The 22760-nt window shown below is 69.7% G+C and carries 18 protein-coding genes; 8 read left to right on the top strand and 10 right to left on the bottom strand.

The window, feature by feature from the left end:
• Positions 1-87 precede the first annotated feature (87 nt).
• Both BLR21_RS17550 and BLR21_RS17545 read right to left on the bottom strand, forming a co-directional pair.
• The gene (locus BLR21_RS17550; RefSeq protein ID WP_090006903.1) at positions 88-621 is read right to left on the bottom strand and encodes a hypothetical protein; all 534 of its coding nucleotides are present in this window, start codon (positions 619-621) and stop codon (positions 88-90) included.
• Between the two features lie 57 nt (positions 622-678).
• Complete coding sequence (locus BLR21_RS17545) at positions 679-4422, bottom strand: hypothetical protein (RefSeq protein ID WP_090006902.1); 3744 nt, start codon at positions 4420-4422, stop codon at positions 679-681.
• A 241-nt stretch (positions 4423-4663) separates the two neighbouring features.
• Between BLR21_RS17545 and BLR21_RS17540 the strand changes: the two genes are divergently transcribed.
• The gene (locus BLR21_RS17540; RefSeq protein WP_090007123.1) at positions 4664-5608 is read left to right on the top strand and encodes a zinc-binding dehydrogenase; all 945 of its coding nucleotides are present in this window, start codon (positions 4664-4666) and stop codon (positions 5606-5608) included.
• A gap of 41 nt (positions 5609-5649) precedes the next feature.
• On the opposite strand, the gene BLR21_RS17535 is transcribed toward BLR21_RS17540, so the two are convergent.
• The 4 genes from BLR21_RS17535 to BLR21_RS17520 all read right to left on the bottom strand — a co-directional run bounded on the left by BLR21_RS17535 (position 5650) and on the right by BLR21_RS17520 (position 8570).
• Complete coding sequence (locus BLR21_RS17535) at positions 5650-6354, bottom strand: anti-sigma factor family protein (protein WP_090006901.1); 705 nt, start codon at positions 6352-6354, stop codon at positions 5650-5652.
• Positions 6351-6902 carry a sigma-70 family RNA polymerase sigma factor gene (locus BLR21_RS17530; protein WP_090006900.1) on the bottom strand — a complete coding sequence of 184 codons (552 nt, stop codon included), beginning with the start codon at positions 6900-6902 and terminating at the stop codon, positions 6351-6353. The genes BLR21_RS17535 and BLR21_RS17530 overlap by 4 nt, the downstream gene beginning before the upstream one ends.
• 123 nt (positions 6903-7025) lie before the next feature.
• A complete protein-coding gene (locus BLR21_RS17525) occupies positions 7026-7952 on the bottom strand; it encodes a DUF1996 domain-containing protein (protein ID WP_256334748.1) in 927 nt (308 codons plus the stop codon).
• 108 nt (positions 7953-8060) lie between these two features.
• The gene (locus BLR21_RS17520) at positions 8061-8570 is read right to left on the bottom strand and encodes an anti-sigma factor (protein WP_143027748.1); all 510 of its coding nucleotides are present in this window, start codon (positions 8568-8570) and stop codon (positions 8061-8063) included.
• A 156-nt stretch (positions 8571-8726) separates the two neighbouring features.
• On the opposite strand from BLR21_RS17520, the gene BLR21_RS17515 reads away from it, so the two are divergent.
• The 3 genes from BLR21_RS17515 to araD are packed head-to-tail and all read left to right on the top strand — an operon-like array spanning position 8727 to position 11984.
• The gene (locus BLR21_RS17515) at positions 8727-9374 is read left to right on the top strand and encodes a GntR family transcriptional regulator (protein ID WP_256334747.1); all 648 of its coding nucleotides are present in this window, start codon (positions 8727-8729) and stop codon (positions 9372-9374) included.
• Complete coding sequence (locus BLR21_RS17510) at positions 9361-10266, top strand: dihydrodipicolinate synthase family protein (protein WP_090006898.1); 906 nt, start codon at positions 9361-9363, stop codon at positions 10264-10266. Before BLR21_RS17515 ends, BLR21_RS17510 begins: the two co-directional genes overlap by 14 nt.
• Positions 10263-11984 carry an L-arabinonate dehydratase gene (araD, locus tag BLR21_RS17505; protein WP_090006897.1) on the top strand — a complete coding sequence of 574 codons (1722 nt, stop codon included), beginning with the start codon at positions 10263-10265 and terminating at the stop codon, positions 11982-11984. Before BLR21_RS17510 ends, araD begins: the two co-directional genes overlap by 4 nt.
• A gap of 3 nt (positions 11985-11987) precedes the next feature.
• Here araD and BLR21_RS17500 read toward each other — a convergent pair whose 3' ends face one another.
• Positions 11988-12869, bottom strand: coding sequence for an alpha/beta hydrolase family protein (locus BLR21_RS17500; protein ID WP_090006896.1), 882 nt, complete (start codon positions 12867-12869; stop codon positions 11988-11990).
• A gap of 101 nt (positions 12870-12970) precedes the next feature.
• Here BLR21_RS17500 and BLR21_RS17495 point away from each other — a divergent pair, with 101 nt between their 5' ends.
• Both BLR21_RS17495 and BLR21_RS17490 read left to right on the top strand, forming a co-directional pair.
• Positions 12971-13537, top strand: coding sequence for a TetR/AcrR family transcriptional regulator (locus BLR21_RS17495; protein WP_090006895.1), 567 nt, complete (start codon positions 12971-12973; stop codon positions 13535-13537).
• 33 nt (positions 13538-13570) lie between these two features.
• Positions 13571-14554 carry a LacI family DNA-binding transcriptional regulator gene (locus tag BLR21_RS17490; protein ID WP_090006894.1) on the top strand — a complete coding sequence of 328 codons (984 nt, stop codon included), beginning with the start codon at positions 13571-13573 and terminating at the stop codon, positions 14552-14554.
• Between the two features lie 218 nt (positions 14555-14772).
• Here BLR21_RS17490 and BLR21_RS17485 read toward each other — a convergent pair whose 3' ends face one another.
• Together BLR21_RS17485 and BLR21_RS17480 are read right to left on the bottom strand one after the other, a co-directional pair.
• Entirely contained in the window at positions 14773-16554 is a 1782-nt protein-coding gene (locus BLR21_RS17485; RefSeq protein WP_090006893.1) for an AMP-dependent synthetase/ligase, read from the bottom strand.
• Between the two features lie 31 nt (positions 16555-16585).
• Complete coding sequence (locus tag BLR21_RS17480) at positions 16586-18724, bottom strand: molybdopterin oxidoreductase family protein (RefSeq protein ID WP_090006892.1); 2139 nt, start codon at positions 18722-18724, stop codon at positions 16586-16588.
• Between the two features lie 245 nt (positions 18725-18969).
• Here BLR21_RS17480 and BLR21_RS17475 point away from each other — a divergent pair, with 245 nt between their 5' ends.
• Together BLR21_RS17475 and BLR21_RS17470 are read left to right on the top strand one after the other, a co-directional pair.
• Positions 18970-19917 (top strand): MASE1 domain-containing protein, encoded by a 948-nt coding sequence (locus BLR21_RS17475; RefSeq protein WP_218130899.1) that lies wholly within the window; start codon positions 18970-18972, stop codon positions 19915-19917.
• A gap of 145 nt (positions 19918-20062) precedes the next feature.
• Complete coding sequence (locus BLR21_RS17470; RefSeq protein WP_143027747.1) at positions 20063-20890, top strand: phosphotransferase; 828 nt, start codon at positions 20063-20065, stop codon at positions 20888-20890.
• 194 nt (positions 20891-21084) lie between these two features.
• On the opposite strand, the gene BLR21_RS17465 is transcribed toward BLR21_RS17470, so the two are convergent.
• Positions 21085-22656 (bottom strand): alpha/beta fold hydrolase, encoded by a 1572-nt coding sequence (locus tag BLR21_RS17465; protein ID WP_143027746.1) that lies wholly within the window; start codon positions 22654-22656, stop codon positions 21085-21087.
• Between the last annotated feature and the right edge of the window lie 104 nt (positions 22657-22760).

Below are 22760 nucleotides of genomic sequence, written 5' to 3'. Positions count from 1 at the left end.
CCTCAAGTCTTCTTGTCGTGCCGCACCGCTGTCCGGCGCGTGGAACAGCACGCCCGCGGTGAGGCCGGCGCGCTGCGGAGCCCCACGTCAGGGCTTGATCTCCAGGCGCACCAACGTCTCCGGGCTGCCACCGGGCTGGGTGATACCGACCTGCTGCGAGCCGTTCGGCTTCAGCGGAACGGTCTTGACGGCGCCGCCGCTTACCGGGGTGACCTCGGCGATGCCGGCGTGGCCCTGCGCACTGCCGTGCCCGTCGCCCCGGATCTCGAAGACGTGCGGGATGGACAACGTGATGTAGCCGGTGGTCCCGACGACCTTGAGGCACACCTGCCCGTTGTCGTGCCCGCCCACGGACAGGTCGGACGACCAGATCTCGATCGTGCCCACGCCGTTCACGGGCTGATCCGCGCAGGGCACGTAGAGGATGTGTCCGTCACCTGAGATCAGGTTGACGTTGTCCTCGGCCAGGATCCTGGCCGCGTCGGGGTACTTGAAGTCCTCGACCAGCGACGGCTGCTCATCGGCGGCCGCCTGCTCGTTCGCCTGTGCAGCAAACACGCCACCGGCGGCGACCACGCCCACCGCCGCGGCGGCCAGCGCCAGCCTGGTGATCGTCCTCATTGGTTATTCCCCCTGAAATCGTTGGTGCACAGAGATTTCCTGTTCCCAGCCACGACGTCACCTCGCCGTCTCGATGACGTACACCTTGGACGGGTCGTAGTTCTGGCTGACGTAGTCCCGCACCAGCTTGGCTTGAGCAGGTGTGAGGCCGTAGACGTCGACGGGCACGATGTCGATCGTGGCCGCGTGCTTCGCGATCGAATTTTGAGTACCTCCGGACGCCCACTGCGCGTCGAAGTGCTGTGTAGGCACCGGTCCGACAGCGTCGTAGGTCCTGCCGCTCGCATCGATCCAGTCCGGGTTTTTCTTGCCCGGGATGTTCAGGTTCCAGCGCATGAGCTGCAACTGGTAGTGGTCTTCCAACCACAGGGCGACCTTCATCTCGTCGATGCTGAACTTGTCCTTCGCCGCGTCGACCCCGAGTAGCAACCGCCTTTCGTGCTCCGCCAGCCTCGCCGCGATCGTCACGCTCTCCGCCACCGAGTTGGCTGAAGTGGTGACCCGTGATCGCAGGTCGTTGATAATGCCAGCGATCCTGGCGCCTGCCACGCCCACTGACGCGGCGGCGGTCATCACCATGCCCGGGAAGAACGCGGCCGCGATCGGGTCGATCGCATTCAGGATCATGCCGCAGAAACCCGAGCAGGCCACGGCCACCTGCCAGGCGGCCGCCCCGACAAGCACCGTGGCTCCGGCGAGAGCCGCGCCGCCGAGGATCATGGTGAGCGTGTTGACCAGTTCCAGCGCGAGCTGGAGGTTGCGGTGCTCCGCGAAGTCCGTGCTCATCGCGTCGGCCGTGCAGTTGTGGAACGTCGAGCTGTCCTTCATGTGGCCGTAGAGCGTCCAGCAGGCCTCGCCGTTCATGAAAACCCGCGAGACCGTGTCGTACTCGTTCTGCGACAACAGGTTCATGCAGTTCTCGTGCTGCGCGCCGGTCAGGGCGCGGCAGTTCTCGACCTGCAGGTGCAGCTTCTGGACGAGCGAGTCGCTGATCCTGCGGTCGGCGTCGGCCAGCGCGGCGTCCGCGGCGGCGCGGGCCTCGTCGGCCTGCTTGCCCGCCGCCGTCGCGATGTCGTAGGCCTGGCGGTAGGCGCCGTAGGCGGCCGCTGCGAAACCCGCGGCTTCCTTGGCCGAGGCTTCTGCCCACGTGGCCGACTTCATGGCCTCATGGGCGGAGGCCTGCGCCTGCGTGGAGGCGTTGCGGGCGACTCGGGCGGAGTTGGCGGCGTCCTGCGCGGAACGTTCGGCGGCCGAGGCCGAGTCCTTGGCCTCCTGGGCGAAGGTCGCGGCGGCGGCCGCGTTGCGCTGTGCCTCCTGGGCGTAGGCGGAGGCTTCGTTCGCGGCGTTGCGGGCCACGGCCGCCGAGGCCTGCGCCTCGTTGGCGTTCTTGGTGGCCGTTGCCGCGGCGCCGGCGGCCATGGCGAGGTAGCCCTGCATCTCGGCGACATGCGCGACCGTTTCCTGGTCGCGCTTGACCGAGACCAGGCGGCCGGTCTCGAGCCAGTGCTGGATCGCGGTCGGCGGGCCGCTGAGGACGGCCTGGGCCATCGCCTTGGTCTCGGCGCCGGTTGCCGGGTCGGCGATGACGCGATTGACCTGGATCCGGTCGTCGACGACGCCCGCGGAGAACCTGTCCTTGTCCAGGAACGTGCGGAACGCGGCACCCGTGCCCGCGTCGAGGGCCTTCTGCGCCATCGTGACCGTCGTCGAGCGGTTGGCAGCCTGCGCAGCCGCCAGCAGCTGGTTGACCTTGATCCTGGCCTCGGTGTCGCGGCTCGGGTGGACGGGGTCGAGCAGGAAGGCCCGCACGTCCGCGTCCGAACCCGCTAGCTTCGCGGCGGCCACGTCCTTCAGGGACTGGCTGCCCGCCTTGGACATGCTGGTGAGCGTCACCCGGTCGTCCCGGCCCGCGGCACGCGCGATGCCGCTGCGGACGTACTCGCGCACCTCGGCGTCCGAACTGACGAGGGCTCCGACGGCCGCTTCCTTCGTCCACGGGCCCTTGTCCTCGGACAGCCGAATGGCGATCTTGCGGCCGTTCGCGGTGACGACCGTGTCGTTAGCGCCGGGTGCGGTCGCCTCGGCGATCAGGCGGTTTGTCTCGGCGTCGCGCAACGAGGCCTGGTCAGCGTCGAACTTTTGCGAGGCCTGCACACCGGCCACCGCCGACTTGGCCAGCTGGGCGGCCTCCGCCGCCTGGCCGGCGCGGATCTCCAGCTTCACGGCTTCGGCCGCGCGGGCGGCGTCGTAGATCGTCCTGGCCTGCGCGGCGGCCTCGAGCGCGGTGTTCCCCGCGTTGGTCGCGGCGTTCGCGTGCTTGGTCGACTCGGCCGCGGCCATCTGGGCGTTGCCCGCGTGCAGGATCGCGGCCTCGGCCGACTCTGCCGCCTTGATCGCGTCCGCGGCGGCCCGGTTGGCGAAGTCCCTGGAGTTGCGCGCCGCCTGGGCGGCGGTCGCGGCGAGGTCGGTGGCCGCCTGGGCGGCCCGGCTCGCACGCGCCGCCTGGTTGCGCGCGGCTGCTGCGGCGTTGCGGGCGATCGCGGCGTCGGCGCCCGCCTGGTTCGCGAGATCACCGGCCTGGGTCGCGGCAGCAGCGGCGTCCGCGACACCCTCGGCGGCACGGGCTGCCGAACGCGCAGCGATCGTCGCGTTGTCGAGGGCCTCCAGTGCCTTCGCGATGGCCTCGGCGATCGATCCGGCGTCCGCGGCGGCCTGGCGCGCCGCCACGGCGGAGTCCCTGGCCCACGGAACGTTGGCGGCGTCCATCGCGGTCGCGGCGGCGGCATCGTAGGCGCGGGACGCGGCCTGACCGGCCATCGCAGCGGCCGTCGCGGCACGGGAGGCGGCACCGGCGGCGACGCGGGCGGCCGTGCTCGCGGCGTTCGCGGCGCTGATCGCCTCGGCGGCGGCTTTCGCAGCCCGGTTGGCCGCGTCGGCGGCGAGTGCGGCCGCCTTCGCCGCCTCGGCCGCGTTGTGGCCGGCGCTCTCCGTTGCCTGGCGTGCCTTCTCGGCCGCCTCCTTGGCGAGCAGGGCCTCGGTCACGGCCTGTGCGGAGGCGTCCTTCGCGGCCTGGGTCTCGGCTGCGGCGAGCTCACCGGCGACCTTGGCGACGCGGGCGAGCTCGGCGATGGACGCGGTCTCCTGGTCGCGTGCCTGCGCGGTCGGCCACTCGTAGTCGAGGAACTGCTCGAACGCCTCGACGGTGCCGGCGTCGAGCGCCTCCTGGGCCTTCTGCCTGACCTTCTCCCCACCGGCAGCCATCAGCTGGTTGACCCGGATACGCAGGTCAGCGGTCTGCGGGGTGCGCCAGCCCTGGTCGAGGAACGCCCGGTAGCCGTCCTCGGTCGCGGCGTCCAGCACGGTCTGACCGGCGTCGCGCAGGTGCTGGCCACCAACGGCCATCATCTGATTGACCCGGATCCTCAGGTCCTGCTGGTTTGCGGGTGCCCACCCGGTCTTGAGGAAGTCGGTGACGGCGGCGGCGTTACCCGCGTTGAGCGCGTTCTGGGCGGCCTGCTTGACCGTCACCCCGCCGTTGTCGAGCATCTCGGCGACACGGGCCCGCTCGTCGGACTGAGCCGCGCGGTCCCACCCGTTGTCCAAGAACGCCTTGATGTCGGCGTCTGTTCCGACGAGCGCGGTGGCCGCAGCCTCGCGGACGGCAGCACCACCCGCCTGGTAGACGGTGAAAACGCGCATGCGTTCGTCACCGCGATCAACTGTGTCGGCGCCGGCCGGTGGTATTGCGACAAGCGTGCCCGCGAGCGTGGACAAAGCCACGGCGAGCACGGTGAAGCGCATGCGTATGCGCAAAACGACCCCCAGAGGTACGTGCGTGCGACCAGCACCGGTGCTGACTCGGTGCCGCGAGCAAGGTACCTCCGGGTTCCGATTTCCGCGCTACCAATCGCTGATCGAAGGCACAGTTGCACGCGTGTTATTCGTCGCGTAACGACAACGACGACTCGGACGATCAGGCCGCCAAACGCCGGCGAAACAGACAGTTGACCTCCAGCTCGGTCGAGCTCCTAGCGTGGGCGCCATGTTCGCGATTCGGCAGTACGAGTTCGGCCCGGCGGAGAACCTGCGCTTCGAGGAGGTTCCCGACCCGGAGCCGGCGAGCGGTCAGGTGCGGATCACCGTCGCGGCCGCCGGGGTGCACCTGGTCGACACCACGATCCGCAAGGGCGGCTTCGGGCCTGTCGACTTTCCGATGACGCCGGGGCGTGAGGTCGCCGGGGTCGTCACGGCGCTCGGGGACGGGGTCGAGGCCGAGTGGCTGGGGCGGCGGGTCGTCGCGCACCTCGGCCAGGCGAACGGCGGCTACGCCGAGCTCGCGGTCGCCGGCGTCAGCTCGTTGCACGGCCTGCCCGACGACGTGTCGTTCGAGGTCGCCGTCGCCATGATCGGGACCGGCCGCACGGTGGTCGGGGTGCTGGACGTCGCGAAGCTCACGAAGGACGACGTGGTGCTGGTGACGTCGGCGGCCGGTGGCATGGGCGCGTTGTTCGTGCAGGAGGCGCGCAACGTCGGGGCGCAGGTCATCGGGCTCGCCAGTGGCGAGAAGCTCGACCTCGTCATGGACAACGGGGCGGACGCGGCCATCGACTACACGCGCGACGGGTGGGCGGACGGGCTCAAGGACATGACCGTGGTGCTCGACGGCGTCGGCGGCGAGGCGGGGGCGCAGGCGCTGAGGACGCTGGGGCCCGGTGGGCGGCAGATCATCTACGGGTGGGCGTCCGGGACCTCGACTCCGATCAGCACGGAGGCGTTGTTCACCAACAGTCTCACCGCGACTGTCGCTTTGGGACCTGGGTTGATGCGAAGAGGGCTGCGGGTGCTGGAGGACGAGGCGATGGCCGGGCTGGCGAGCGGGCGGTTCGTGCCTCTGGTCAACCCGCCGTTCGCGTTGAAGGACGCGGCCGCGGCCCACGAAGCGCTGGAATCCCGTGCCACGGCGGGGAAAGTCGTGCTCAGGCCGTGAGAAGAGAGGCCGCTTCCGACTATGCGGAAGCGGCCTCTCGGTCACGCCGGTACCGGCACCTCGACGAACTTCTTGCCCGCGAAGTTCTCGACCACCACGGACTTCACGTCCTTGGGGTCGACCAGCGCGGAACCGTCCAGGTTCGTGCCCTCGGCGGCACCCTTCTTGGATACCACCCAGGAGCCCGCCTCCTGGCGGCTGCCGTCCTTCGCGACGACGAAGATCCGGCACTTCTCGCCTTCGGGAATGCCGTTGATCGCCATGTTCGTGCGGACCCACCCGGCGGCGGGGACGACCTTCACGGTCATCGACGCCTTGGTCAGCGGGTCGGTGAACGTGGCGAGCCTGGTGCCCGCCGGGTCCGGTGCCACCGTCGGGGTGGGAAGGGCCGTCACATCGGGTGACGTGGCCTTACCGACGAAGACACCGGCACCGAGCACCAAGGCGGCCACGACGGCCGCCGCGGCACCGAGCGCGAACTGACGACGCCGTGCGACGCCGCCCCGTTCGGAACGCACCTGGCGCAGGGTGCGCTGCAACAACAGATCGCCGCCCTCGGGCGGGCCGTCCAGCATGGCCTCCGGCGGCACCTCGCCGAGGAAGGCCTCCATGTCGCGGAGCTCGCCGAGTTCGCGCGCGCAGTCGGGGCAGGACGCCAGGTGCTCGTCCATCTCACGCACCTCCTGCTCGTCCAGTGCCCCGAGAACGTAGGCACCGAGCAGTTGCGGGTCGTGTCGCGTGGTCATCCGGCCACCCCCTTCAGTGCGACCTTCTGACCGCCGAAGGTCTCCCTCAAGGCTCGCAACGCGTAATACGATCTCGATTTCACTGTGCCAGGTGGCACCCCGAGCGCCGCCGCCGCCTCCGTCACGCTCCGGCCGCGGAAGTAGATCTCCATCAGCACGTCGCGGTGGTCGGAGGACAGCCGGTCGAGCGCTTCGAGCACCACCACCGAGTCGACGACCTGGTCAGCGTGGTCGCGCTCGATCGGTGGCGTCGCCGGAGACTCCGCCACCTCCTGAGGACGCGCGGCCTTCGCACGAACCCTGTCGGTGACGATGTTGCGCGCCACCGTCAGCAACCAGCCACGCACCGATCCCTTGCCGTTCACGAGGGCGTCGGGATGGCGCCAAGCTCGGACCAGGGTCTCCTGGACCACGTCCTCGGCAGCCGCCCGATCGCCGGTGAGCCGCGTCGCGTACGCCAGCAGCGCCCGGCCGTGCTCCTCGTAGAGCGATCGGATCAGTGCCTCGTCGGCCGCGGTCTCCCGTTTGCGGGAGAACAAAGCCGCCATCCACCCACTCCTCCCCGCCCGCGAACACCTCTGCGGGCGTCCTGTTCAAGACCTCAGCCGACACACGAGCGACAGAGAGCTTCGGTTCAACGGCTCTTCAACGAAAAATTGGAATGCCGGATGTTAGCGGGAACGGTTGAGATGTCCGACCAACTCCGCCATCCGGTCGGCCGGCATCGCGTTGACGTACATCGCGTGGTCGGTCGCCGGGTCGCGCTGCTCCTCCTCGAAGCTGTCGATCGCGAACGGGCGACCCGCGGGGATGTCGTAGCCCACGGTGACGTGCAGGCGCGGGATAGGGAAGGTCCTGGCCGGGCACATGCCGCCGGTCAGCGGAAACACCACGTGCGTGCGGTGTGAGGCGCTGTCGGTGTTGTTGCCGTCCCAGCAGCTGCCGAAGTCGTAGCTGCGCAACGTGGTCGCGTTTCCACACAACGGGTATTTCGTCGTGTAGCGGTCCGGCCGGTCCGAGCAGCCCCACCGGGCGCGCGTGTTCGGGCCGTGGTCGTTGGAGAACGCCGACGGATCGCCGGTGATCAGGCGCAGGAACCGGGGCATCGGCAGGACGTCGCTCACCGGGCTGCCGTGGTACCTGATCTCCACGCTCTTCGGCCGGAGCACCTCACCGGTGTTGCCGTGCAGGCCGCCGCCGTCCGCGTGCTCGTCGTGCCCGACGCCGTCGGTCAGGCGCAGCACGGGCCAGTAGTAGGTCGAGAGGTCGTCGTTCTCGCACGTGGTGGTCGCGGCCGCGAGGGACTCGTCGGTCGACCTGGCGTCCGCCGACCTGTTGCCGACGTACTCGTGCGTGTGGTGAGCGCCGAACGGGATGCCCGGTGAGACGACGGGGTTGTCCGCGTTGAGGTGGCGGTCCTCGTTCGCGCCGCACCGGATGACGACGCTCGGGGTCTTCGGGCCGGCGAGCACCTGGTCGAGCTCGCTGACGTACTGGTCAGCGCCGCTGGACGTGCCGCACAGCAGGACCGCGGAGGCCGTGACGACGAGGAGCGCGACCACCGCGACCGCGAAGGTCACCGGTTTGTTCCGGGCCACGTCCACAGCCTGCCAATCCGTCCGCGCGAACAGAAGCGCGCCGTCTCAGCAGGACTGGCCGGCGCGTCCGGGCACGACGATAACCCGGCGCGCCGGGCAAGTCCCGCGTCAGTGGGCGGTCACCAGCGGCTGCCGATCGTGGTCGACCACGCTGACCCCGCTCACGTCCCCTGCCCGCACCATCGCGGACCCGGCCAGGGTCACCTCGCCGCTGTGCGCCCTCCACGAGCCGGCGGTGAACGTCCGTCCGTCCCTCGTGTGCACGACCAGCCAGCAGGCTTCCCCGTCCTGCATGCCGTCGACCGTCGCGACCAGCTTCAAGCCACCTTCGGTGTCGGTGACCTGGACGGCCATCCGCGCACCCGTCGACGAGGTGCCCTGCAGGAGCGCGTCGACGTTCTCGGTGCCACCGACCCCCATTCCCTGACCCAGCCAGACGCCCCCAGCGAGCACTCCGGCGACGACAAGGGTCGACGACAGAGCCGTGATGCGCCCTCGGCGGCGCACGGCCTGATGTCTCTCTTCACGGACCGTGCCCAGCGTGCGCTGGAGCAGGTGGTCCAGGTCCGGCGGAGGCCCGTCGATCGCGGCCTCCGGTGGCAGTTCTTCCATCAGCATGTCGTTCTCGTTCAACTCGTCGGTACCCAGGACATTCGAATTTCTTCTTCTCCAGCCCCGCGTACGGCGGTGACCAACATCTTCAGAACGAGCCTGCGAGGAAGTTGGTTCAACGTAGGTTGACCTGGGGCTCTACCAGCTCCTACGCTCTCATATATGATGTATGACCGGCCTGGAGTCGTTCCGGCGTCCCGGACGGACTTCGTTCTGGAATCGATCAAAGAAGCGATTCTGCACGGAAAACTGAAGCCCGGTCAGGCGCTCGTGGAAACCGATCTCGCCGCGACGCTCAACGTCTCGAAGACGCCCGTGCGCGAGGCGCTCAAGACGCTCGCCGGGTCGGGGCTCGTGGTGATGAGCCCGTACAAGGGCGCCACGGTCCGCACGGTCGACGCCGGGATGGCCGCGTCCGTCTACGACGTGCGGATGTTGCTGGAACCGGAGGCACTGCGCCGTTCCGTCGAGCTGGGAGCGGACCTCACCGAGGCGAGATCAGCCCTGGAGGAGGTCCCCGGCCTGGCGCGGCGCAGCCTGGCCAACCGCCGCTTCCACCGCGCGCTCTACGCCGGGTGCGGCAACCCGTTGCTGGTCGGGATCCTCGACGGGCTGCGCGACCAGGCCGCGTTGATCACCGTCGCCGGCTGGGGCCTGCACCCCACCTGGGACGCCGAGGCCGCCGAGCACCGGGCGATCCTCGTCGCCGCCGAGGAGGGCTGCGGCGACGTCGCGGCCGACCTGTTGCGCCGCCACATCCGGACTTTCGCCGATCGAGTGGTCGAGGAGCTTTCCGATGTCGTTCGATGACCTGTCCGAGCAGCTGGCTTCCGTGGTGGCGATCACCGTCACACCGTTCGGCGCGGACGGGGCGATCGACGAGAAGAGCTACGCCGCGGTCGTGGACCGGATGCTCGAGGGCGGGATCTCGGTCGTGACGCCGAACGGCAACACGAGCGAGTTCTACACGTTGTCCTCCGCCGAGACCGAACGCGCGCTGCGGATCACCGTGGACGTGGCCGGGGACCGTGCGGCGATCGTCGCCGGGGTCGGGCACGACCTGTCGTCCGCCGTGGCCGCGGCCCGGTTCGCGGACCGGGCCGGCGCTCGGGGGATCATGATCCACCAGCCGGTGCACCCGTACGTCTCGTTGGACGGCTGGGTCGACTACCACCGGGCGATCGCCTCGGCGGTGCCCGAGCTGAGCGTGGTCCTGTACATGCGGAACCCGCGCATCGGCGGCGCGCAGATCGCGGCGTTGGCGGACGCGTGTCCGAACGTCGTCGGCGTGAAGTACGCGGTGCCGGATCCGGTGCGGTTCGCCTCGGTCGCCCGCGACGCCGGGCTCGAGCGGCTGACGTGGATCGCGGGGCTGGCCGAACTGTCGGCGCCGGGGTACTTCGCGGTCGGGGCCACCGGGTTCACGTCCGGGCTGGCGAACGTCGCGCCGCAGCTCTCGCTGCAGATGTTCCGGTGCCTGCGGGCCCGTGAGTTCGGTGCGGCGATGGAGTTCTGGGAGTTCGTCCGGAGGTTCGAGGAGCTGCGGGCGGCCGGCGAGTCGGCGAACAACGTGTCCGTCGTGAAGGAAGCCCTGGCACAGCTCGGTTTGTGCCGCCGGGACGTGCGGCCGCCTGCTTCTGTCCTGTCGGAGGCTGACCGTTCGGCCGTGGGCGTGCTGTTGAACTCGTGGAGCCTCTTGTGAGGCTTGCCCGAAAGAGGCTCCGGAGTGCGGAGTGGTTCGAGGGCGAGGGGCTACGGGCGTTCTCGCACAACGCCCGGATGCGTCAGCTCGGCCTGAACCCCGCCGAGCACCTCGGCAAGCCGGTCATCGCGATCCTGAACACGTGGAGCGGCATCAACCCGTGCCACATGCACCTGCGCGAACGGGCGAAGCAGGTCGAGCGCGGGGTCTGGGAAGCGGGCGGATACCCGTTGGAGTTCCCGGTTTCCACGTTGTCGGAGACGTACCAGAAGCCGACTCCGATGCTGTACCGGAACATGCTGTCGATGGAGGCCGAGGAGATCCTCCGGTCCTATCCCGTCGACGGCTGCGTGCTGATGGGCGGCTGCGACAAGACCACCCCCGCGTTGCTGATGGGCGCGGCCTCCGCCGGGCTGCCTGCCGTCTTCGTGCCCGCCGGGCCGATGCTGCGGGGCCACTGGCGGGGCGAGAAACTCGCGTCCGGCACGGACATGTGGCGGTACTGGGACGAGCAGCGGGCGGGCACGATCTCGTCCGGCGACTGGGCGGAGATCCAGTCCGGGCTGGCCCGCTCCCCCGGCACGTGCATGACGATGGGCACGGCCTCGACCATGACGGCCGCCGCGGAGGCGCTGGGGCTGACGTTGCCGGGGGCGTCGTCGATCCCGGCCGTCGACTCGGCGCACCACCGGATGGCGGCCGCGTCGGGCATGCGTGTGGTCGAGATGGTGCGCGAGGGGCTGACGATCGGCGACGTGCTGTCGGCGGAGGCCTACGAGGACGCGATCCGGACCGTGCTGGCGCTGGGCGGGTCCACGAACTCGTACATCCACCTGATCGCGATGGCCGGGCGGTCGCAGATCCCGTTGTCGCTGAACGACTTCGACCGGTTGTCGCGCGAGGTGCCGGTGCTGACCTCGGTCCAGCCCGCCGGAACGCACCTGATGGAGGACTTCTACTACGCGGGCGGGCTGCGCGGGCTGCTGTCGCGGTTGCGGGACTCGTTGCACCTCCAGCGGATCACGGTGACGGGGCGGACGTTCGGGGAGGACCTCGACGGCGCCGAGGTGTACGACTCCGACGTGATCCGCCCCCTGGACGATCCGATCTCACCCGAGGGCGGGCTGGCCGTGCTGCGGGGCAACCTGGCCCCCGACGGAGCGGTGATCAAGTACGTCGCGGCCGATCCCGCGTTGTGGAGGCACACCGGGCCCGCCGTGGTCTTCCACGGCTACCAGGACTTGCGGGCAAGGATCAACTCCCCGTCGTTGGAGGTGACGAGGGATTCGGTGATCGTGCTGGCCGGTGGCGGCCCCAAGGGCGGGCCCGGCATGCCGGAATACGGGATGCTGCCGATCCCGGACAAGCTGCTGCGCGAGGGTGTCCGGGACATGGTGCGCGTGTCGGACGCGCGGATGAGCGGAACTTCTTATGGCGCATGCGTTCTGCACGTGGCACCGGAAGCGCACATCGGCGGTCCGCTGGCACTGGTGCGGGACGGCGACCTCGTGACGCTGGACGTCGAGGCGCGGGTGCTGCGCGTGGAGATCTCCGACGAGGAGATGGCGCGTCGTCGTGACGCGTGGACAACGCCACCGCCGAAGTTCGAACGCGGTTACGGCGCCTTGTACTACGAGCACATCACGCAGGCCGACCAGGGCTGCGACTTCGAGTTCCTGTCACGGCCCGGGCGAAACCCCGAGCCGAACGCGCACTGAGTCCTATTTGGACTCGATGCGGCCTTCGGTGATCCCGGCAGCCTTGAGGTCCTGCCAGTCCGTCGCGCCGTGCAGCTGACCACGCAGGTAGGCCGTGGTGAGCCGCTGCACGGCCGCGACGCGTTCGGGGCTCTCGTCCGTGGTCTCGGCGACGTCGTAGCCGGAGACACCACCGAACCCGTGCTCCGCGCCGAACAGCGTGAGCAGGTCCTTCGGGCCGGGCGCGAGGTGGAACGGATCGGCGTGCCAGTCCGGCCCCATGGTGGTCAGGTGCGCGGAGGCGTCCGCGTCGCCGGCGACGACGAGCGCGGGCGTGGTCATCTCGCTGAAGTCCGTGTCCTGCATGAAGGAGTAGTGCTCCTTCACCACGTCGGTGACCACGTCGCCCCGGCCCGTCGAGCCGAGCAGCACGCCCGCGCTGATCCGGTCGTCCCTCAGGCTGACGCCCTCGGTCCTCATGCCCAGCAGCAGGCTCGCGGTGTGGCCGCCCATCGAGTGCCCGGCGACGGCGATCTTCGTGCGGTCCCAGCGGTCCCGCAGTTGCGGCACGGCCTTCTCGATCTCGTCGAGGCGGTCGATGATCTGCGACATGTCCTCGGCGCGCGAACGCCAGAACATCGGCGCACCAGGGGTGTTCTCCGGCAGCGTCAGGCTCCTGCTGCTCAGGTGCGTGGGCTGCAGGACGACGAAGCCCTGCTCGGCCCAGTGGTTCGCGAGCGGCGCGTAGCCGTTCAGCGAGGACAGGTGGTTCGAGTAGCCCTGCCCGTGCGAGAGCAGCAGGATCGGCAGGCCGGTGCCCTCGGTCGGCGCGGAGACCTTCAGCTGCAGGTCAACGGGCCTGCCGGGGGTTGCGAGCGCAACAGGGCTCACCGTGAAGACGGTCATGGGGTTCCCTTCGAGTACAGTCCACTCAAGCGGAGCGACGTTCCGGAACGATACGGAGCACTGTTCCGCTTTGTCAACCGTCCGCTCGGGAAGGAGCGCGCGTGCCACCACGCAAGCGAGCCGATGCCGTGCGCAACGAGCAGACGCTGCTCGCCGCCGCCGCCGAGGTGTTCGTACGGTCGGGCGTCGACGCGCCGATCCGCGAGATCGCCGCCGAGGCCGGTGTCGGCATGGGCACGATCTACCGCCACTTCCCCACCCGCGCGGACCTCGTCGTGGCCGTCTACCGGCACCAGGTCGAGGCCTGCGCCGAGGCCGGCCCCGCCCTGCTGTCCACAGAGGACTCCGCTGCCGCCGCGCTGCGTAAGTGGATCGACCTGTTCGTGGACTTCCTGGTGACCAAGCACGGGCTCGCGGGCGCGATGCAGTCGGACAGCAGCGGCTTCGCGTCGCTGCACGCGTACTTCCTCGACCGGCTCGGACCGGTGTGCGGTTCGTTGCTCGACGCGGCGGCCGAGGCCGGCGAGATCCGCGCCGACGTGCGGCCGTTCGAGCTGATGCGCGGGATCGGCAACCTGTGCATCGGCCGGGACGACGACCCGCGCTACGACCCCCGGCGGCTGATCGGCCTGCTGCTCGACGGACTTTCCCGGCAGCACCCGTCATGATTGGTTCAACCGGCTGTTGAGGGTGAGGTACAAGTGGCAGTCACCATCCGCGACGTGGCACGCAGGGCACACGTGTCGGTGGCCACCGTTTCGCGTGCGCTGACGTCCCCGGAGCTCGTGCGCCCGGAGACCAGGACCCGTGTGCTGGCTGCCGCGACCGACCTCGGCTACCAGCCCAACAGGGCGGCTCGCGGGCTGATCACGGGCAAGACGGGCAACATCGGCATCGTCGTGCCGGACCTCGACAACCCGTTCTTCACCGGCGTGCTCAAGGCCGTGCAGGCACGGGCCATGCAGGCCGACTACGCGGTGTTCGTGGCGGACAGCGACGAGGACCCGGTCGCCGAGGCCAAGCTCGTGCACGCGATGGCCAAGCAGGTGGACGGGGTCGTGCTGTGCGCGCCGGGCCTGGAGGACTCGCAGGTCCGCGAGGTGGCCGGCGTGACGTCGCTGGTGCTGCTGAACCGGCGCCTGCCCGGCGTGCCCGCGGCGTTGATGGACTCGGCGGGCGGCATGCACGCCGTCATCGACCACCTCGTCGCGCTGGGGCACCGCCGCATCGCCTACCTCAACGGGCCGCGCACCTCGTGGTCCAACCAGGAGCGTCGCCGCGGCCTGATGACGGCGGTGGCGAAGCACGGGGTGGACCTGGTCGACCTCGGGCCGTTCGCACCGCGTTTCGAGGGCGGCCTGCAGGCGGCGGACCTCGCCCTCGCGGCCGGCACGACGGCGATCGTCGCCTACAACGACATCATGGCGCTGGGCGTGCTGGCACGGCTGCGCGACCGGGGCGTCTCCGTGCCGGGCGACGTGTCGGTGACCGGCTTCGACGACCTCACCTACGCCGCGCTGTGCTCGCCCGCGCTGACCACGGTGGCGATGCCGGTGGCGCAGGCCGGACGCACGGCCGTGAACCTCCTGCTGGACTGGCTGGACTCGGATCACACCGACGCGCCGCAGATCATGGCGGAGACCCAGCTGATCGTGCGCGGGACCACGACGCCACCGAAACGCTGACACGGATCCCGATCGGCCGCCGGCGCGACCACAAAGGACGGAGATGCAAGGCGGCCCCGGCTGGGCGTCTGGGGGGAGTACGCCTTGAGCCGGGGCCGCGAAGCGGCTGGGCCCGAGGGGGGAGGGGGCCTAGCGCCGCTTGGTGTCCCACTCTGCCCTGAGTGGAAGGAATCCGCCAGGGTGGATGTACCTGTTTTTGGATTTCTCGTACGTTCGGGTTACGCGTAGAGCCCTTCGTACAACGCAGAGTGAAGGCGATGCACGACGTTGCGCTTGACCTTCAACGTCGGGGTGAGCTCACCTTCTTCCTGGGACAGATCACGGGTGAGCAGCACGAACCTCTTCACTTGGGAAACACTGGCGAAGTGTGAGTTCGCTTCGTCGACAATTCCCTGCACGAGCGTTCGCACGTCCGGGTGACCCACCAAAGATTCGATGTCGGACGGCAAGCCGCGGGCCGTCGCCCACGGCGTGATCTCGTCGGCGTCGAGTGTGATCAGCGCCACACAGTACGGCCTGCGATCACCGAACAGCACGGCGTGCGAGATCCAGCGGGACTGGCGCAGCACGTTCTCCACGTTCGCCGGCGCGATGTTCTTGCCGCCCGCGGTGATGATGATGTCCTTCTTGCGGCCCGTGATCGTCACGAACCCTTCGGCGTCGATCTCGCCCAGGTCGCCGGTGTGCAGCCAGCCGTCCCGCAGCGTCTCGGCCGTGGCCTCGTCGTTGCGCCAGTAGCCCGCGAAGACGTGCGGGCCGCGCATCAGCAGCTCGCCGTCCTCCCCCAGCGACATCTCGAGGCCCGCCACACCGGACGCGCCGACCGAGCCGAGCCGGAAGCGGTCCAGCGTGTTGATCGTGCCGACCGCCGTGGACTCGGTCATGCCGTAGCCCTCCAGCACCGGCACCCCGGCCGCGTGGAAGAACCGCAGCACCTCGCGCGAGATCGGCGCGGCACCGGACAGGGCCTGCACGAGCCGGCCGCCGAACGCCGCGCGCACGTTGGCGAACAACGCGTCGACCTGCTCGAACGCGGCCGCCATCTCCGCCGGTACCGGCTCGTCTGCCGCCCGCCGGCGCCGGACCTCCAGGCCCAGCGCCACGGCCTGGTCGAGCTGCTCCGCGGGCACGCTCGACGTGACGAACGTGTAGATCTTCTCGAAGATGCGCGGCACGGACGGCAGGAAGGTCGGCCGGACCTCGGCCAGTTCCGGCACGATCGCCTTCATGTCGCCGCCGAAGTACGCCAGCGCCCCGCCGCGGTACATGGTGCCGAACATGATGATCTGCGCGAAGACGTGCGCGAGCGGCAGGAACAGGTAGACGACGCCGGTCATCGCGTCGATGCGGGCCTCTTCCGCGACCCGGCACAGCGCGACCCAGTTCGCGCTGGTGAGGACACAGCCCTTGGGCGGGCCGGTGGTGCCCGAGGTGTAGATGATCAGGCTGGGGTCCTCCGGCCTGATCGCGGCCCGGCGCGAGTCCAGCACGCCGGCCAGCGGCGAGGTGCGGCCGGTGTCCTGCAGGTCCGCGACCCGCGGGCGGTCGCCGGCCGGGTCGATCGAGAAAACCGTGCGCAGCTCGGGGAGGCCGGAGCGGACGGCCTCGACCTTGGCGCACTGCTCCCCGTTCTCGGCCACCACGATCGACGCGCCGGAGTCGCCGACGACCCAGGCGATCTCCTCCGGGACGCTCGACGGGTAGATCGGCACGACGATGCCGCCCGCCGCGAGCACCGCGAGTTCGACCGCCGTCCACTCCGGACGGGTGTTCGCGAGCACGCAGACCCGGTCGCCCGGTTGCAGTCCGGCGTGGACGAACCCGGACGCGAGGTCCAGCACCACCTCGGCGACCTCCGCGTAGGTCTGCTCGCGCCACTGCCCGTCCTGCTTGAACCGCCACGCCACCGCGTCGCCGTAGGCCTGCTCCGCGAGGAACGGCAGGTCGGCTATCCGGCGGACGGCTCGCACCGCGTTGGGGCTGGTGACTCCGGCGGTCATGGCGGCTCCTACACGTCGGGAAAGGGGGGTCTCAGGCGGGCACGACCTGCACGCGGGTGCCGTTCAGCACGGCGGTGCCCGAGAGCGGGTCGATGCGGAGGTCGTCGGTGAGGAGGTTGACGTTCACGCCGGCGTGCTCCCCGGCGACGGTGAGCCGCGTGCCGGGCTGGTCGTGGCCCCAGCCGTGCGGCATCGAGACGACGCCGGGCGCGATGTCCGCGGTGACCTCGACCAGCACCTCGATCTTGCCGACGCGCGAGGTGACCTGGGCGGTCGCGCCGTCAGTCAGGCCGATGCGGGTGGCGTCGCCGGGGTTGACCAGGAGCGTGCACAACGGCTTGCCCTTCACCAGCGCGGGCACGTTGTGCATCCAGGAGTTGTTGGTGCGCAGGTGCCTGCGGCCGACCAGGACCATCCCGGTCTCGGGCGTCCGCAGCGCGGCGAGCACGCGCGGCAGATCGTCCATGATCGGCTGCGGCGTGAGTTCGATCTTGCCGGACGGCGTGCGCAGGATCTCCGGCAGGCGTGAGGTGAGCGGGCCGAGGTCGATGCCGTGCGGGTGATCCAGCAACTGCCGCAACGTCACCCCGTACGCGCCGGTGCGGAGTTTGAGGTCCAGCAGGCGTTCCTCGCGCGTCTCGCCCTCGGGTTCGAAGTCGGCACCCGCCTTCTTCTTCAGGCCGGCGAGCTGGAACGCCGCGATGGCGTCGAGGTCGGCCGCCGGGCCCATGCCGGCGAGGATCGTGGTGAGGCGGAAGAAGATGTCCGTCTCGTCGACCCTGCCTTCCTCCAACGGGATCGCCGCGCGCGAGTACTTCGCGACGTTGCGCACGGAGTTGTTGAGGAACGCGATGTCGTAGTGGTCGCGGCGGGACGGCGGCGGCGTCGGCAGGACGACGTCGGCGTGCCTCGTGGTCTCGTTGAGGTACGGGTCGACGCTGACCATGAAGTCCAATGAGGACAGAGCATCGTTCACCCGTGCCGAGTTCGGCAGCGACAGCGCGGGGTTGCCGCCGATCGTGAACAGCGCCCGCACCTGGCCCTCGCCGGGCGTCTCGATCTCGTCGACCATCGTGACGGCGGGGTACTCCCCCATCACCTCGGGGTGGCCCTTGACCCGGCTGTGCCAGCGGCCGATGGCGAACCCCTTGCCGCTGCCCGATCCGCGTTTGCTGTGCGCGGGCAGCGGCCACATCACGCCACCGGGCCGGTCGAGGTTGCCGGTCAGGATGTTGAGGGTGTCGACCGCCCACGACGCGACCGTGCCGAACTCGACGGTCGTCGTGCCGATCCGGCCGTACACCGCGGCGCGTTCGGCCCCGGCCAGTTGCCTTGCCAGCGCTCGGATCGTGGCCGCGCCGACGCCCGTGCGTTCCTCGACGGCCTCGGGGCTGAACTTCTCGACGTGGTCCCGGATCACCGTGTGGTCGGTGACGTGCCCGGCGAGCTCGCGGAGGTTCACCAGGTCCTGCGCGAACAGCTCGTGGATCAGCGCCAGCAGCAGGAACACGTCCGTACCCGGCTTGATCACGACGTGCTGGTCGGCCGCCTGGGCGGTGCGGCTGCGGCGCGGGTCGACGACGACGAAGGAACCACCCCGTTTCCGCAGGTCCCTGAACCGGCCGGGCGCGTCCGGGACCGTCCACAGGCTGCCGTTGGACGAGAACGGGTCCGCACCCAGCACCAGCATGAAGTCGGTGCGGTCGATGTCGGGCACGGGGATCGAGAAGATGCCGCCGAACATGTGGCCGACCTGCACGTGCTTCGGCATCTGGTCGACGGTGCTGGCGGTGAAGACGTTGCGGCTGCCCAGCGCCTTGCGCAGCGGTCCGGCGTAGAGGCCGCCGGCGAGCGAGTGGACGATCGGGTTGCCGAGGTACATCGCGACGGCGTTGCGGTCGGGGAAGTCCTTCAGGCGTTCGTCGATGTACGCGAACGCCTCCTCCCAGGTGGCCTCCTGGAACTCGCCGTCACGCTTGATCAGCGGGGTGCTCAGCCGGTCGGGGTCGGCGTCGAGCGTGCCGAGCGAGGCGCCCTTGGGGCAGATGAAGCCCCTGCTGAACTCGTCCTCGCGGTCGCCACGCACCTTCGTGATGCGGTCGCCCTCGACCGTCAGCTCCAGCCCGCACGTCGCTTCGCAGAGCGGGCAGGTCGTGAACACGGTCCTCATGGGTCCCCTTAAGCCGCTTGTTACTAACGGGTACTAGTCGTCTGCCATCCGGCGCAACCGCCCGGCCGAGGTCAACCCGAACAGCCCAACGACCGCCTGAGAGTCGCCGAGCATACCAGCCGGTATGTCGATTTGCACTGGTCAAAGCCGGGTGAGCCGGCGCGCCTATCTACGGAGTGAGTCCAGGTGGGTACGCCCTGTCGCGGGGTATGGCCAACGTGTGTGCACAGGTGCAGCATGTGGCGGTGAACGCCACACTCCGCACCCTCGCCACGATCGCGGCGGTCGCGCTCGCGTACTACGCGACCGCGCAGGTCGGCCTGGTCCTGGCCCTCGTGAAGGGGCAGGTCACTCCGCTGTGGCTGCCGACGGGGATCGCCGTGGCGGCACTGCTGATGTCAGGCCGCCGGATCTGGCCGGGGATCACGCTCGGAGCGTTCGCCGCCAACATCTCCCTGGGCGCGCCGCTGCTCTCGGCGTTGCTGATCACCGCGGGCAACACCGCCGCGCCCCTGCTCGCCTGGTACCTGCTGACCCGCTTCGGCTTCCGCCCGGCGCTCGACCGGCTGAAGGACGCGCTGCTGCTCGTCTTCGCGGGAGCCCTGGGTGCGATGTCGGTCAGCGCGCTGGTCGGCGCGGCGGCGTTGAGGGCCGGCGGCGTGATCCCGTGGAACGACGTGCCGGCCGTGGTGTCGGTGTGGTGGACGGGCGACGCGATGGGCGTGCTGGTGTTCACGCCGCTGCTACTCACCTTGCCGCGCCACTGGAACGCCCCACCGCGCCGGCTGGCGGAGGCGGCCGCGCTACTGGTCACGACCGCCGCACTCGCCGCCTTCGTGACGACAACGGAGTCGCGCCTGCTGTTCCTGGTGTTCCCGATGCTGATCTGGGGTGCGCTCCGCTTCCAGCACGCGGTCGCCGCCCCGTGCGCGCTGATCATCGCCGTGGCCGCCGTGATGTCCGCGGCCAGCGGCCACTTCGTCGCGCACGACCTGCTGACCACCATGATCGTGCTGCAGGCGTTCAACGGATCGGTGGCGCTGACCGGGCTGATCCTCAGCGCCGTCACCAGCGAGCGCAACGAGGCCAGGCGGGCCATCGAGCGGGCGTGCGAGCAGTTGGCCGACACCGTCGCGCGTTACCAGGAGGACGGTGTGCGCAAGCGGCTCGGCCGGGTCGTGCCGCCCGGCTGAGCAGGTTGCGGCCACGCTGACGCAGGGGTCCCCTCAGTGCCACGCCGGCTGTACCAGCTGCGGGCAGGAAGACCAGCCGTGACACCGCCTGGACAGGAGACTGACGATTAACCGCCTTGACTGGACCGTGCTACCTCCGGCCCTCGTGAACGCAGTCGAGAAGGAGGTCGGCGATGTGATCGACACGGAGGACGCGCCAGCGGGCCGGAACTCCGAGATCGCCGTCTCACTCATGGCTGCGGATGGCTGGTTCTTCTGCAAGGGCGTCAAGGCGGACGATCCTCAGTCCTTCATGCACCGCAACGAAGCAGCCGTGAACCCGTTCCTGCCCGAGGGGCTGGCACCACGGTTGCTGTGGCAGATCGAAGAGGAAGGTTGGCTGCTGCTCGGGTTCGAGCACGTGTCCGGGCAGCACGCCGACTTTTCCCCTGGATCGCCGCATCTGCCGATGCTGGCCGACGCTGTGCGAACGATCAGCACGACCAACGCGCCCCCTACTTCCTCTGCGAAGCGCGAGATGGGGAAGCAATGGGCTACCGCTCTCGACCGCGAGTTGAGCATGGAGCTACCCGAAGATGCCCACGCCTGGTCTCGGGAGAACGCAGCCACGATCAGGGAGTGGGCCAGCCGCGCACCGGCCTACATGGACGGCACGGCCTTGATCCACTCCGACCTGAACCCGTACAACTTCCTCGTCTCGGACCGCGCTCGTGTCGTGGATTGGGCATGGTGGAGGTCTGGCGCTCCGTGGGTTGACGGCGCGCAAGTCGCTGTTCGGCTCATCGCCGCAGGACATCCGCCCTCAGCCGCTGAAGCATGGGCCGGGCAACTCGACGGATTCCGGGCAGCGGATCCAGACGGGATCACCGCGTATACCGCCTCCCTCGTGCGCCTCTGGGAGCGGAAGTTCGCCGGGACGGACGCCACCGAAGGCGCGCGCCGCTGGCTTGAACACAGGCTCGGCAACCGCTGACGGCCGGTACCGGCGACGCCCGCAACGGCGCAGCTCACAGGCGGCCCGAGAGTGCTACCGAGGATCGGATGTGACGCTACCGCGTAGCAGCACACCCGACCGTCAGCAGCAGCAACCAGGCGAGTGTTCCCAGCTCACTGGTAAATCACGGAATCGGTATGTACTCAAAGGGTCCGACAAGATCGTTCACACGATCAGAACGGCTTCGTCTCCGCCGCGATCTCGCCCAGGATGTCGCTCAACGGCCGGGCCGGCTGCGCGCCCAGGGCCACCGCCTGACCCGGAGGCACGGTCTCCGCGATGTCCGTCCCGGCACAGGTCACCCTGGACGCGGGCAGGATCCCCGACACCAGGTACTTGTTGACCAGCGTGTCGACGCAGGTGTTGCGGCGCAACGCGTAGTGGCCGTGCTGGCCGTCGTTCGCCACGCTGATCAGTGGCTGCCTCAGGTGCTCCGCCATGACGCGGCCGTTGGCGAGCGGGGTCTGGGTGTCGCCGTCGGAGTTGACCACGAGGCCAGCCGGGTATTTGCGGGTGATGGCCGGGATCTTCTCCGGGCGCTGGAAGGCGCGGAACGTGCAGTTGGTCGGCGCCATGTAGTCGACGGTGCCGCCGTACGGGTTGGTGTCGCGCCAGCGCTTCATGTCGTTGTAGTAGGTGTTGACGTCGGAGAACCAGTCCCACTCGCACACGACGGCCTGGAAGGTGCCCGGCGAGGTGGGTTCGATGTCGCCCTTCTTCAGGGCGGCCACGATCGCGGAGGCCTCGGCCGGGTCCGCGGCGCCTGCCTTGATCGAGGCGATGTGGCGGGAGAACGCGGCCCACGAGCGGCGGTAGCGGGTGGCGCCGGCCGCGTAGTCGAAGGAGGTCACGTCCGCGTAGCCGCCGTAGGGGCCGGTCTTCAGGCGTGCGGCGATCGCGTCGAGTTCGCCTCGCACCGCTGCCGGGGTGGTGCCGAGGCCGTACGTGCCGTTGCGGGCGGCGGTCCACTCGGTCCACTTGCGGAGGTTGTCGGTGATCGCGTCCACCACGTCGACGTCCTGCTCGTGCCACGTCTTCAGCGGGTCCAGGGCGGAGTCGAGGACGCTGCGGTCGAGGCGCGCGGGGAACATCGAGCCGTAGACGGCGCCGAGCTGCGTGCCGTAGGAGTAGCCGACGTAGGAGATCTTCTTCTCCCCCATGGCTCCGCGGATGACGTCCATGTCGCGGGCGGTGTTCATGGTCGAGATGAACCTGCGCATCTCACCGCCGCCGCGCTGGCAGTTCTCCTCGACCGCGCGGGCGTAGTCCGACCAGTTCGCGAGCTGCGCATCCGTTGGGCGCGAAGGGAACTCGTCGTCGGACGGCGTCGAGATGCAGCGGATCTGCGTCGACCGGCCGACACCGCGCGGGTCCATGCCGATGACGTCGTAGATCTTCAGGACGTCGGTCTGGGCGTTGAACCAGTGCACGGCGCCGAGACCCGAACCACCGGGACCGCCCGGGTTCGTCATCAGCACGCCTCTGCGACGTGCCGGATCTGTGGCCTTCCTGCGCGAGATGGCGATTTCCAGGTTGCCGTTGCCCGGGTTCCGGTAGTCCATCGGCACGATGACCGTGGCGCACTCGATCCCCGTCGAGGGCGAGACCCAGCCCGCCGGGCACTCGGCCCAGGCGACGGTCTGCGTGTAGTACTCGTCCAACGGCCCCGGCGCCGCTTGGGCCGTTCCCACCAGGGACATGAACAGCGGAGCGACCAAAGCCGCCGCGCCCCAACGCTTCCTCACCGCGTACCCCTCACGATCGTCGGCCAGCGACAGAACGCTTTCGCAGTCACCGTCCCGGTCGACACCCCCGAAGGTCGGGTGAAATTCACCGCGACGGCGCCATT

It is taken from the genome of Lentzea albidocapillata subsp. violacea, assembly GCF_900100275.1.
Classification (GTDB): domain Bacteria; phylum Actinomycetota; class Actinomycetes; order Mycobacteriales; family Pseudonocardiaceae; genus Lentzea; species Lentzea violacea.
This window is presented reverse-complemented; position numbering and strand designations above follow the sequence as displayed.

Bases quoted from the DNA above. Each gene is read 5' to 3' on its own strand.
- BLR21_RS17480 (WP_090006892.1), bottom strand. From the start codon at position 18,724: ATGAGGACCGTGTTCACGACCTGCCCGCTCTGCGAAGCGACGTGCGGG.
- BLR21_RS17530 (WP_090006900.1), bottom strand. From the start codon at position 6,902: ATGGCGGCTTTGTTCTCCCGCAAACGGGAGACCGCGGCCGACGAGGCA.
- BLR21_RS17550 (WP_090006903.1), bottom strand. From the start codon at position 621: ATGAGGACGATCACCAGGCTGGCGCTGGCCGCCGCGGCGGTGGGCGTG.
- BLR21_RS17545 (WP_090006902.1), bottom strand. From the start codon at position 4,422: ATGCGCTTCACCGTGCTCGCCGTGGCTTTGTCCACGCTCGCGGGCACG.
- BLR21_RS17515 (WP_256334747.1), top strand. From the start codon at position 8,727: ATGATGTATGACCGGCCTGGAGTCGTTCCGGCGTCCCGGACGGACTTC.
- BLR21_RS17500 (WP_090006896.1), bottom strand. From the start codon at position 12,869: ATGACCGTCTTCACGGTGAGCCCTGTTGCGCTCGCAACCCCCGGCAGG.
- BLR21_RS17535 (WP_090006901.1), bottom strand. From the start codon at position 6,354: ATGACCACGCGACACGACCCGCAACTGCTCGGTGCCTACGTTCTCGGG.
- BLR21_RS17540 (WP_090007123.1), top strand. From the start codon at position 4,664: ATGTTCGCGATTCGGCAGTACGAGTTCGGCCCGGCGGAGAACCTGCGC.
- BLR21_RS17510 (WP_090006898.1), top strand. From the start codon at position 9,361: ATGTCGTTCGATGACCTGTCCGAGCAGCTGGCTTCCGTGGTGGCGATC.
- BLR21_RS17485 (WP_090006893.1), bottom strand. From the start codon at position 16,554: ATGACCGCCGGAGTCACCAGCCCCAACGCGGTGCGAGCCGTCCGCCGG.
- BLR21_RS17520 (WP_143027748.1), bottom strand. From the start codon at position 8,570: ATGCTGATGGAAGAACTGCCACCGGAGGCCGCGATCGACGGGCCTCCG.